Raw genomic sequence first — 11,214 nt, forward strand, 5'->3', positions numbered from 1 at the left:
GCATGGGTAATTATTGGACGAGAATTGCCTGTGCCAGTTCAAGGTCACTGGCACGAAGTTTTGGTTGGGTCTGATGCAGGTAAACCAGGGCGGATTCCAGTTGCGCGCCTCGCAGTTGGCCATCACTGGCAATGAAGGCTGCGGCGTCATCCTGTGCGGCGAGTATCAGTTTATTGTCGAAGGGCGCGGACGTCACTTTGCTTGTGGCGTAGCCGCTGACTACAAGGCCTTGCGTGCTGAGGTCGAAGGCATGGACCGAACCTGTCCAGCAGACAGCGATAAATGCCAGGGCGATGAGCAGATCTGAGAGAAAGCGCATGAGGCTCGATAGCTGAAAACGAGCGCCAAGGCTAGCGTAATGCCTGGGCCAGAGCCAGCGCCGAAGGATTGGGACGCAGCGTTTGCGCCCCGCTTCCCGACCTGCGGTCAGATCGCCAGGATGGCCTGGGCCAGCTGTGCGTCGGTCGCATTCAACTGCGGCGCCTGATGGCGAATGTAATCAAAAGCGCTTTCCAGTTTCACACCGCGAATGGCGCCTTCGCTGGCGACGAAGCTGGCAGCGTCGTCACGGGCCGCGAGGACGATCTTGTGGTCACGCAATGACGAAGTGGCATCGGACGAGGCGTCGGATGTGCCCTTGAGCGCGCCGACAATGGCATCAGTGGTGACGATCAGGCTGGAGGCATGCGCATTGGCGGCTACGGCCAGCAGGGCTGCAGCGCTGAGCAGGCGAAAACGGGACATTGGGGGGGTAACTCCTGTGAATAAACAGATAAAAGTGGAGCGGGTCAAAACACCGGGCAGCCACTGCGAGTTGCGTAGTGCCTTGGGCATCAGACGCACGCTCTGCAGTGTTCGCCACGTTCTTGCCGGATATTAGGCCGCACAGTGTCTGTTCGAATAGTCCCGTTTCGTCTGCTGTGTACGGCTAGCGCCAGAATGGTTTATCCAGTTCAGCCAGCCGATCGGAGTGACTGATGCCCAGGTCGGACAGTTGCTGAGCATTAAGCTGGGCCAGCAAGTGTCGGGTGCGGGTTCTTTCCATGCTCCGAGCCAGTGCTGCAAACAGCCGACCCAGGCCACTGGCGAACGAACGCTGTTGAGAGTTGGGTATCGATGTATCCAGTAGGCGATTCATGGTGCAGTCCTTGCGAGCAGGCCGAGGTACCGGCCCTGGGGCACCATCTTGTTCTCTGGGCATTGGTGGATACAGATACACCAGCGTTAAATTGTACTGGTTCAATTTAACTTGTTTATTAACTGTATCTGTCAGGAAACAGATCTTCTGTACAGGCTCGATTACAGGTTCTGAAACGACAAAACCCGTCGCAGTTGCCTGCGACGGGTTTTGTTTGTGCAATTCGGGTTGCTGGCGGTGGGCCCGGAGGGCCAGAGCCAGCGACGCTAACTTAGCGCCAGAACGGCTTGCTCAGCTCTTCGTAGCGTTGAGCTTCGCTAATCCCTGCGTCAGCCAGCAGACGCGAATCCAGGCGAGCCAGTTGATGGCGGCTGGAGATGCGGCGCTGCCACAGCATCAGGTTGGCGATAACGCGAAAAGGCATGGAAGCCTGGGTGTTTACAGCATTGTCTTCGAAGAACAGGTCGGAACTGAGTGTACGTTCCATGGTTGACATCCTTCCGCTTATGGCGGGATTAGGTAGTGGTTTAACTGATGCCAATGATCCTCCTCTTGCGCAAGTCTCTCTAGATACAGTTCACCTGTATTGTGATGGGCCAGTTAACTGTTTATAGGTGCTGTACTGCTCATAATTGAGGCAACTGTACCTGTCGGCACTATTATGGTGCGTTTTAGAGTGTTGAGCTCTGAAAGGTAGGAGATTTCGGTAGGAAAAGACCGGTACAGCAGTACAGTTTTAGGCGGGTGTTCCTGCGACTATGAGCAGCTGACGAAATTGCATTTGCGTCAGCTGCCAACTGTATCAATTACACCGCGAGCATTTTCCCGGTTTCCTCCAGGTTGATGTGCCAGCTCAGTGCATCACGCAGGATATGCGGAGTGTGCCCGCCCACTGCGCAGGCCGCATTGAAGTAGTCGTTCAATGCTTCGCGATAAGCCGGATGCACGCAGTTGTCGATGACCGCCCTCGCCCGCTCCCGCGGCGCCAGGCCCCGCAGGTCGGCCAGGCCTTGCTCTGTAACGAGGATGTCGACGTCATGCTCGGTATGGTCCACGTGGCTGACCATTGGCACCACGCTGGAAATCGCGCCGCCTTTGGCAATCGACTTGGTGACGAAGATCGCCAGGTGCGCATTGCGCGCGAAGTCGCCCGAGCCGCCGATGCCATTCATCATCCGTGTACCACAGACGTGCGTGGAGTTGACGTTGCCGTACAGGTCGAACTCCAGCGCGGTGTTGATGCCGATGATGCCCAGGCGACGAACTACTTCGGGGTGGTTGGAGATTTCCTGTGGACGCAGTACCAGTTTGTCCTTGTAGCGCTCAAGGTTGCCGAACACATCAGTATTGCGACGGCTCGACAGGGTGATCGAGCTGCCCGAGGCGAAGCTCAGTTTTCCGGCATCGATCAGGTCGAAGGTCGAGTCCTGCAGGACTTCGGAGTACATGGTCAGGTCTTCGAATGGCGAGTCGATCAGCCCGCACATCACTGCGTTGGCGATGCTGCCGATACCGGCTTGCAGAGGTCCGAGCTTGTTAGTCATGCGCCCGGCGTCGACCTCCTGTTTGAAGAAGTCGATCAGGTGGTCGGCAATGGCCTGGGTTTCGCTATCCGGCGGCAGTACAGTGGAGGGCGAGTCGGACTGATTGGTAATCACCACGGCGACAATCTTGGCCGGGTCGATCGGGATGGCGGTGCTGCCGATGCGGTCATCAACCTTGACCAGCGGAATCGGTGTGCGGGTCGGACGGTAGGTCGGGATATAGATGTCGTGCAGACCTTCCAGATTGGGATTGTGTGCCAGGTTGATCTCGACGATCACGTGTTTGGCGAAGATCGCGAAGCTGGCCGAGTTGCCTACCGAGGTGGTCGGCACGATGTGGCCTTGCTCAGTGATCGCCACGGCTTCAATCACTGCGATGTCCGGCAGCTTGAGTTGCTGGTTGCGCAGTTGCTCCACGGTTTCCGACAGGTGCTGGTCGATGAACATCACCTCGCCTGCGTTGATGGCCTTGCGCAGTGTGCTGTCGACTTGGAACGGCATACGGCGGGCCAGAACACCGGCTTCAGTGAGCTGCTTGTCGAGGTCGTTGCCCAGGCTGGCGCCGGTCATCAGGCTGATTTTCAGTGGCGTGAACCTGGCGCGTTCGGCCAGTGCGTGGGGTACGGCCTTGGCTTCGCCGGCGCGGGTGAAGCCGCTCATGCCGACGGTCATGCCGTCCTGAATCAGAGCGGCAGCGTCAGCAGCGCTCATTACCTTATCCAACAACGAAGGCAAGCGGATACGATCACGGTACATGGATTGTTATCTCGGGCAACGGAAGCAAGATGCGCAGTCTAGTGATTTCAAAAAAAATCGTCCCGCGACCATGGTCGAATGCCGGGCCTTGATTTAGAGCCTTTGGTCGGTTTTTAGCAGGCAATAAAAAACCCCAGCCTGCTTCAGGCCGGGGTTTTCGGTATTGCGCGAAAGCAGGGTTTAATCGACAGCCTTGACCATATCTTCGATGACCTTCTTGGCGTCGCCAAAAACCATCATGGTCTTGTCCAGATAGAACAGTTCGTTGTCCAGACCGGCATAACCGCTGGCCATCGAGCGCTTGTTAACGATGATCGTCTTGGCCTTGAACGCTTCGAGAATCGGCATGCCGGCAATCGGCGATTTCGGATCGTTCTTCGCGGCCGGGTTGACCACGTCGTTGGCACCCAGTACCAGCACCACGTCGGCCTGACCGAACTCGGAGTTGATGTCGTCCATCTCGAACACCTGGTCGTAAGGCACTTCGGCCTCAGCCAACAGGACGTTCATGTGACCTGGCATACGACCCGCTACCGGGTGAATCGCATACTTCACGGTCACGCCATTATGGGTCAGTTTCTCGGTCAGCTCTTTAAGCGCGTGTTGCGCCCGGGCGACCGCCAGGCCATAACCCGGAACGATGATCACGGTGTCGGCGTTGGTCAGCAGGAAGGTCGCGTCGTCAGCCGAGCCGGATTTCACCGGACGGACTTCTTTCGCGCCGGCCGGGCCAGCGGCATCTGCATTGTTACCGAAGCCGCCAAGCAGTACGTTGAAGAACGAACGGTTCATCGCCTTGCACATGATGTACGAGAGGATCGCACCGGACGAGCCCACCAGGGAACCTGCGATGATCAGCATCGAGTTGTTCAGCGAGAAGCCGATCCCGGCCGCGGCCCAGCCGGAGTAGCTGTTGAGCATCGACACCACGACCGGCATGTCGGCACCGCCGATCGGGATGATGATCAGCACGCCGAGCACGAAGGCCAGCGCCAGCATCAGTGCGAAGGCACCGAAGTTACCGGTCATCATAAAGGTGATGCCCAGGCCCAAGGTTGCCAGGCCCAAGATCAGGTTCAACTTATGCTGACCGCCGAACTGTACCGGTGCGCCCTGGAATAGACGAAACTTGTACTTGCCCGACAGCTTGCCGAAGGCGATCACCGAACCCGAGAAGGTAATGGCACCGATTGCTGCGCCGAGGAACAGCTCCAGACGGTTACCGGCCGGAATCGAATCACCCAGTTGTTTGACGATGCCCAGAGACTGCGGTTCGACGACGGCAGCGATGGCGATGAACACCGCCGCCATGCCGATCATGCTGTGCATGAAAGCGACCAGTTCCGGCATCTTGGTCATCTCGACGCGCTTGGCCATGATCGAACCGGCCGTGCCGCCGACCAACAGACCGACGATCACGTAACCGATTCCGGCCGTGGCCAGCTCGGCCCCCAGCTTATAGAAGAGGCCGATGGTGGTGACAATCGCCAAGGCCATTCCGAGCATTCCGTACACATTGCCGCGTCGGGAAGTGGTCGGATGCGACAGGCCTTTCAGGGCCTGGATGAAGCAGATCGACGCGATCAAATAGAGCGTCGTTACAAGATTCATGCTCATTACTTCTGCACCTCTTCTTTCACAGCTTTGGGCGCTTTCTTCTTGAACATCTCAAGCATCCTGCGGGTCACCAGGAAGCCACCGAACACATTCACCGCGGCCAAAGCCACAGCCAGGGTGCCCATGGTTTTACCCAGCGGAGTCACGGTCAAAGCAGCAGCGAGCATGGCGCCGACGATGACAATTGCCGAAATGGCGTTGGTCACCGCCATCAATGGCGTGTGCAGTGCAGGTGTAACGTTCCAGACCACGTGATAACCGACATAAATCGCCAGCACGAAGATGATCAGGTTGTAGATACCGGGGGAGATAAGCTCTTCCATCGTCTGAATCCCTGCTTAGGCGTTTTTGCGGATGACTTGGCCGTCGCGGCACATCAGGCACGCGGCGACGATGTCGTCTTCGAGGTTGAGCTGGAATTGGCCTTCTGGAGTGAAGACCAGCTTCAGGAAGTCCAGCAGATTGCGGGCATACAGCGCCGAGGCATCTGCAGCGACCTGCGCCGCCAGGTTGGTATGGCCGACGATGGTCACGCCGTGAGCGACGATCACCTGATCGGCTACCGTCAGCGGGCAGTTGCCGCCTTGAGCTGCCGCGAGGTCGATGACCACCGAGCCGGGCTTCATTTGCGCGACGGTTTCCGCGCTCAACAATACCGGTGCCTTGCGACCCGGAATCAGCGCGGTGGTAATGACAATGTCCGCCTGCTTGGCGCGCTCGTGTACCGCCAGCGCTTGACGCTGCATCCAGCTGGCAGGCATTGGCCGCGCATAACCGCCGACACCCACGGCGCATTCGCGTTCCTCATCGGTCTCGTAAGGCACGTCGACGAACTTGGCACCCAGGGACTCGATCTGTTCCTTCACCGCCGGACGCACGTCCGAGGCTTCGATCACTGCACCCAGACGCTTGGCGGTAGCAATCGCCTGCAAACCGGCAACGCCTGCGCCGAGGATTAGCACCCGCGCGGCTTTCACCGTGCCTGCGGCGGTCATCAGCATCGGCATGAAGCGTGGATAGTGATAAGCGGCCACCAACACGGCTTTATAGCCGGCGATGTTGGCCTGGGAGGACAGTACATCAAGGCTTTGTGCGCGGGAGGTGCGCGGAGCGGCTTCCAGCGCGAAGGCCGTGATACCGCACTCAGCCAGCTTGGCAATGGTTTCATTGCTGAACGGATTGAGCATACCCACCAGCACGGTGCCGCGTTTGATCAGGGCCAGTTCGCTGTCGCTGGGCGCGACCACTTTAAGAATCAGCTCCGCACCGAACGCCTCGTTGGCGCTGCCAATGCTTGCGCCTACTGCTTCATAGGCACTGTCGACAACGCTGGCGTTAATGCCGGCGCCGCTTTGCACAGTGACTTTATGACCCTGGCCGATCAGCTTCTTGATGGTTTCAGGGGTTGCAGCAACCCGCGTTTCACCCGTCTGGGTTTCGAGAGGAACACCAATGTGCACGTCAAATCTCCTGCATGATCTTATTGCATTTGATCTTTATAAGAAGGCCAGCGCACTCCGGATGGTGCTGCTGGGGCGGCCGATCAGCACGACCCCGTGTAATCAAGGCGGGGCGCGGCATTTTGCAGGCGAACTTTGTGCCCTTCAAGGGATTATGACGGGTGACGGAAAATTAACTACAAGTCACCCTGTGACCGAATGTCGCAACAGTAGCGCTTGATCCCTTGTAAGCCGTGCCTTGTATAGGTTTTTGCTGAATTTCAAGAATTTATACATCGACGCTGTGAATGAAGCCGCATTGCTTCAAAATAGATGCCGCAAGCCACGTCTTTAGGCGCTTATGGGACGATTGTCCCTCCTTCCGGTACAGTTTTCTAAAATGCGACATATAGTTATATCTGTAGTAATTTACATTTACTGACTACCGGGTCAATTAAAGCCTTGAAGCCCCTATTCTTCTAAGCTGTAGCTCTGCGCCTGCCTTACCAGCCAATCCCTGAAAGCCCGTAACGATGCCGATTCGACCTTTCGGTCAGGAATCATCAGGTAATACGCCTTGATGCTGGACAGCGCCTGGGGATTGGCGATCACCAGCCGCTTCTCTGTTAACTCCCGCTGAATAAGGAATGGTGGAATCAATGCGATGCCCATGTCATGCATGGCGGCCTGGGCAAGCATGGAGAATAGCTCGTAACGCGGTCCTGTCATGTCTCGAGGGACATTCAGGTTCTGTGAGCTGAACCACTGACGCCAGGCATAAGGCCGGGTGGTTTGTTGCAGCAGAGGCAGTTCGGCGATCTCTTCGGCGCTCAATTGGCTTCGAATGCCCAGAAGTCGCGGGCTGCAAACCGGCATGGGGGTTTCGCCCATCAGTCGATGGGACTCGGTGCCTGACCAATCGGCATCGCCAAAATAAATCGCCGCATCAAAGTCAGTGTCGGCGAACAGGAAAGGCCGGGTACGGTTGGTAAGGTTAACCGTGACTTCGGGGTGTTGCTGCTGGAAGTCCTTGAGCCGCGGTAGCAGCCATTGAGTGCCAAAGGTGGGGACTACGGCCAGCTCGATGACGTTGGCGCCCTGCTGTCCCATCACCGAGAGCGTATCGCGCTCGACGGCATCCAGCTGTGTCGCGACCCGGCGACTATAAGACAGCCCTGCTTCGGTCAGCTTCACTCCCCGGCGTGAGCGTCGAAACAATTCGACGCTCAAAAATTCCTCCAGGCTGGCGATCTGCCGACAAATGGCTCCCTGTGTAAGGGAGAGCTCTTGCGCAGCCTTGGTAAAGCTTTCGTGCCGAGCTGCTGCTTCAAAGCTGATCAGTGCAGCTGTACTGGGGATTTTTCTGCGCATGTACGGCAATCTCAATAATAAAGCGCCAGTAAGTAGTTTAGCGCTATCACGGAGTGAGAAATTAGCACAACAGTATGCAAAATCCTCGTTTGCTGTATCCGCGAGCCAGGCCTAGGATCAGTCCACGATATTTGACCTACTTCGCGAGGACTCACTCATGGGCGGTAAAGCTAGCTTTAACTGGATCGATCCCCTGCTGCTGGATCAACAGCTCACTGAAGAAGAGCGCATGGTGCGCGACAGCGCTGAGCAATTTGCTCGCGACAAGCTGGCTCCGCGGGTTCTCGAAGCTTTCCGCCATGAAAAGACTGACCCGGCGATTTTCCGCGAGATGGGTGAAATCGGCCTGCTGGGTGCCACCATTCCAGAGCAATACGGTGGCAGCGGCCTGAACTATGTCAGCTACGGACTTATTGCCCGTGAAGTCGAGCGAGTCGACTCCGGGTATCGTTCGATGATGAGCGTGCAGTCTTCTCTGGTAATGGTGCCAATCAACGAGTTCGGCACTGAAGCACAGAAGCAGAAATACCTGCCCAAGCTTGCCTCTGGTGAATGGATCGGTTGTTTCGGTCTGACTGAACCTGACCATGGTTCCGATCCTGGCGCGATGATCACTCGTGCGCGCAAAGTGGAAGGCGGCTACAGCCTGACTGGCAGCAAGATGTGGATCACTAATAGTCCGATCGCTGATGTTTTCGTGGTCTGGGGTAAGGACGATGCGGGAGACATCCGCGGCTTCGTACTGGAAAAAGGCTGGAAGGGCCTGAGTGCTCCGGCGATTCACGGCAAGGTCGGTCTGCGCGCCTCCATTACCGGCGAAATCGTCATGGACAACGTGTTTGTGCCAGAAGAGAACATTTTCCCTGACGTTCGTGGTTTGAAGGGGCCTTTTACCTGCCTTAACTCGGCCCGTTATGGCATTTCCTGGGGGGCGCTGGGCGCTGCTGAGTTCTGCTGGCACACCGCTCGCCAGTACACACTGGATCGTCAACAGTTTGGCCGACCGCTGGCGGCTACTCAGTTGATCCAGAAGAAACTGGCCGACATGCAGACTGAGATCACCCTCGCCTTGCAAGGTTGCTTGCGCCTGGGCCGTATGAAGGACGAAGGCACTGCAGCCGTCGAGATCACGTCCATGATGAAGCGCAACTCTTGCGGCAAGTCCCTGGATATTGCTCGTATGGCTCGTGACATGTTGGGCGGCAACGGTATCTCCGATGAATTCGGTGTTGCCCGTCACCTGGTCAATCTGGAAGTGGTGAATACCTATGAGGGTACTCATGACGTACATGCGCTGATCCTTGGTCGTGCGCAGACCGGTATCCAGGCGTTCTATTAATAGGAGAACGACCATGGGCGCGCTTTCGCATCTGCGGGTATTGGACTTGTCGCGAGTGCTGGCCGGTCCTTGGGCCGGGCAGATCCTTGCGGATCTCGGGGCTGAGGTGATCAAGGTCGAGCGCCCGGGTAATGGCGACGACACGCGCGCCTGGGGGCCGCCCTTCCTGAAAGACGCCTATGGCGAGAACACCAGCGAAGCGGCCTATTACTTATCGGCCAATCGCAACAAGCAATCGGTCACCATCGACTTCACGCGTCCGGAAGGCCAGCAGCTGGTGCGTGAGCTGGCGGCCAAGTCCGACATTTTGATCGAAAACTTCAAGGTCGGTGGTCTGGCGGCTTATGGTCTGGACTATGAGTCGCTCAAGGCGCTTAACCCTGATCTGATCTATTGCTCGATCACAGGCTTTGGTCAAACGGGGCCTTATGCCAAGCGTGCCGGTTATGACTTCATGATTCAGGGCTTGGGCGGATTGATGAGTCTGACTGGCCGACCTGAAGGAAGTGAAGGTGCCGGGCCGGTGAAAGTCGGAGTAGCACTGACGGATATTCTGACCGGGCTCTACTCGACGGTCGCAATTCTGGCAGCGCTGGCTCATCGGGATCATGAAGGTGGCGGCCAGCATATCGACATGGCGCTGCTGGATGTTCAGGTGGCCTGTCTGGCCAACCAGGCGATGAACTACCTGACCACAGGGGTTGCGCCCAAGCGGTTAGGGAACGCTCATCCGAACATCGTGCCATACCAGGACTTCCCGACCGCAGATGGTGACTTCATTCTTACCGTTGGGAATGACGGGCAGTTTCGCAAGTTTGCTGAAGTGGCCGGACAGCCACAATGGGCGGACGATCCGCGGTTTGCCACGAACAAGCTGCGGGTGGCTAATCGGGCAGTGTTGATTCCGCTGATCCGTCAAGCAACGGTGTTCAAGACTACGGCTCAATGGGTGGCGCAACTGGAGCAAGCCGGTGTGCCTTGTGGGCCGATCAACGATCTGGCTCAGGTGTTCGCCGATCCTCAGGTTAAGGCTCGTGGGCTGGCAATTGAACTACCCCATGCCTTGGCTGGACTGGTTCCACAGGTGGCTAGCCCAATCCGTCTTTCTGAGACGCCGGTTGAATACCGCCATGCCCCGCCTCTATTAGGTGAGCACACCTTACAGGTGTTGCAACGGGTGCTGGGTCTGGAGGCATCAGCCGTTGCTGTGTTGAAAGAGGCTGGAGTGCTGTGAATGTCCCCTTCTATATATAGGTGCTGACGGCTCTACTATATAGAAGGGTTAAAAACGGGTTCTTTTGGCAATGCCAGTCAGTTAAGACATTACGCGGACAGTAGCAGCTGGCGAAGCCTGCGTCCGGCTGCGCAGCAGTCGTAAAACAGTCACTGCGGTATTCCAGACAAATCGTGGAAGCAGGATTTGCGACGGCTTCGCCGCCGGGCGCAGCCTTCGGCAGCTGCTGCGGGGGACAGTGCTGAACTTAAAACTCCTTAACTGACTGGCATTGGGTTCTTTTGGTCCATTTCAGCTTTGTTGATAGATAATTTGAATTAACCCTTGACGGCAGAATCTGGAAGTCTATAATTCGCCCCACTTCCGGCGCAGTCGAAACGGAAAACTCCTTGGTAAACAAAGAGTTACGCAGTTTTCGACAGCGCTTGAGCTTCAGTTCAGCGAAGCCGGAAAGAGTTACTGGGGCGGTGAGGTTTGGCTCTATTAACGGTTCGATCCACTCGGTCGAAAGCGGTGTAAAAGAGGTGTTGACAGCAGCGTGTAACGCTGTAGAATTCGCCTCCCGCTAACGAGTGATCGGAAGCGCCAAGTGGTTGAAGTTACAAAGGAAACTTTGAAAACTTCGAAAAATAACCGCTTGACAGATACAGAGGAAAGCGTAGAATGCGCGCCTCGGTTGAGACGAAAGATCTTAACCAACCGCTCTTTAACAACTGAATCAAGCAATTCGTGTGGGTGCTTGTGGAGTCAGACTGATAGTCAACAAGATTATCAGC

The 11,214-nt window shown here is 56.7% G+C and carries 11 protein-coding genes; 2 read left to right on the forward strand and 9 right to left on the reverse strand.

The window, feature by feature from the left end; translation table 11 throughout:
* Positions 1 to 10: 10 nt before the first annotated feature.
* The 9 genes from AC07VR_RS04500 to AC07VR_RS04540 all read right to left on the reverse strand — a co-directional run bounded on the left by AC07VR_RS04500 (position 11) and on the right by AC07VR_RS04540 (position 7,865).
* A complete protein-coding gene (locus tag AC07VR_RS04500; RefSeq protein ID WP_494991160.1) occupies positions 11 to 319 on the reverse strand; it encodes a DUF2388 domain-containing protein in 309 nt (102 codons plus the stop codon).
* Between the two features lie 107 nt (positions 320 to 426).
* The gene (locus tag AC07VR_RS04505; RefSeq protein ID WP_494991161.1) at positions 427 to 744 is read right to left on the reverse strand and encodes a DUF2388 domain-containing protein; all 318 of its coding nucleotides are present in this window, start codon (positions 742 to 744) and stop codon (positions 427 to 429) included.
* 184 nt (positions 745 to 928) lie between these two features.
* A complete protein-coding gene (locus AC07VR_RS04510; protein WP_494991162.1) occupies positions 929 to 1,138 on the reverse strand; it encodes a DUF1127 domain-containing protein in 210 nt (69 codons plus the stop codon).
* A 271-nt stretch (positions 1,139 to 1,409) separates the two neighbouring features.
* Positions 1,410 to 1,625 (reverse strand): DUF1127 domain-containing protein, encoded by a 216-nt coding sequence (locus AC07VR_RS04515; RefSeq protein ID WP_494991163.1) that lies wholly within the window; start codon positions 1,623 to 1,625, stop codon positions 1,410 to 1,412.
* A gap of 319 nt (positions 1,626 to 1,944) precedes the next feature.
* Positions 1,945 to 3,438: a succinyl-CoA:acetate CoA-transferase ScpC gene (gene scpC, locus AC07VR_RS04520; RefSeq protein ID WP_495010561.1), complete on the reverse strand. Its 1,494-nt coding sequence runs from the start codon at positions 3,436 to 3,438 to the stop codon at positions 1,945 to 1,947.
* 180 nt (positions 3,439 to 3,618) lie between these two features.
* A complete protein-coding gene (locus AC07VR_RS04525; RefSeq protein ID WP_495010562.1) occupies positions 3,619 to 5,055 on the reverse strand; it encodes an NAD(P)(+) transhydrogenase (Re/Si-specific) subunit beta in 1,437 nt (478 codons plus the stop codon).
* Positions 5,055 to 5,378: an NAD(P) transhydrogenase subunit alpha part 2 gene (locus tag AC07VR_RS04530; RefSeq protein ID WP_005783507.1), complete on the reverse strand. Its 324-nt coding sequence runs from the start codon at positions 5,376 to 5,378 to the stop codon at positions 5,055 to 5,057. The genes AC07VR_RS04525 and AC07VR_RS04530 overlap by 1 nt, the downstream gene beginning before the upstream one ends.
* Positions 5,379 to 5,393: 15 nt before the next feature.
* A complete protein-coding gene (locus AC07VR_RS04535; protein ID WP_495010563.1) occupies positions 5,394 to 6,515 on the reverse strand; it encodes a Re/Si-specific NAD(P)(+) transhydrogenase subunit alpha in 1,122 nt (373 codons plus the stop codon).
* Positions 6,516 to 6,965: 450 nt separating this feature from the next.
* Positions 6,966 to 7,865, reverse strand: coding sequence for a LysR family transcriptional regulator (locus tag AC07VR_RS04540; RefSeq protein ID WP_494991167.1), 900 nt, complete (start codon positions 7,863 to 7,865; stop codon positions 6,966 to 6,968).
* A gap of 157 nt (positions 7,866 to 8,022) precedes the next feature.
* Here AC07VR_RS04540 and AC07VR_RS04545 point away from each other — a divergent pair, with 157 nt between their 5' ends.
* Together AC07VR_RS04545 and AC07VR_RS04550 are read left to right on the forward strand one after the other, a co-directional pair.
* Entirely contained in the window at positions 8,023 to 9,204 is a 1,182-nt protein-coding gene (locus tag AC07VR_RS04545) for an acyl-CoA dehydrogenase (protein ID WP_494991168.1), read from the forward strand.
* 13 nt (positions 9,205 to 9,217) lie between these two features.
* Positions 9,218 to 10,438, forward strand: a complete 1,221-nt coding sequence (locus tag AC07VR_RS04550) for a CaiB/BaiF CoA transferase family protein (protein WP_495010564.1) — start codon at positions 9,218 to 9,220, stop codon at positions 10,436 to 10,438.
* Positions 10,439 to 11,214: the final 776 nt, after the last annotated feature.

The organism is Pseudomonas sp. GW821-FHT02H09 (assembly GCF_059421425.1).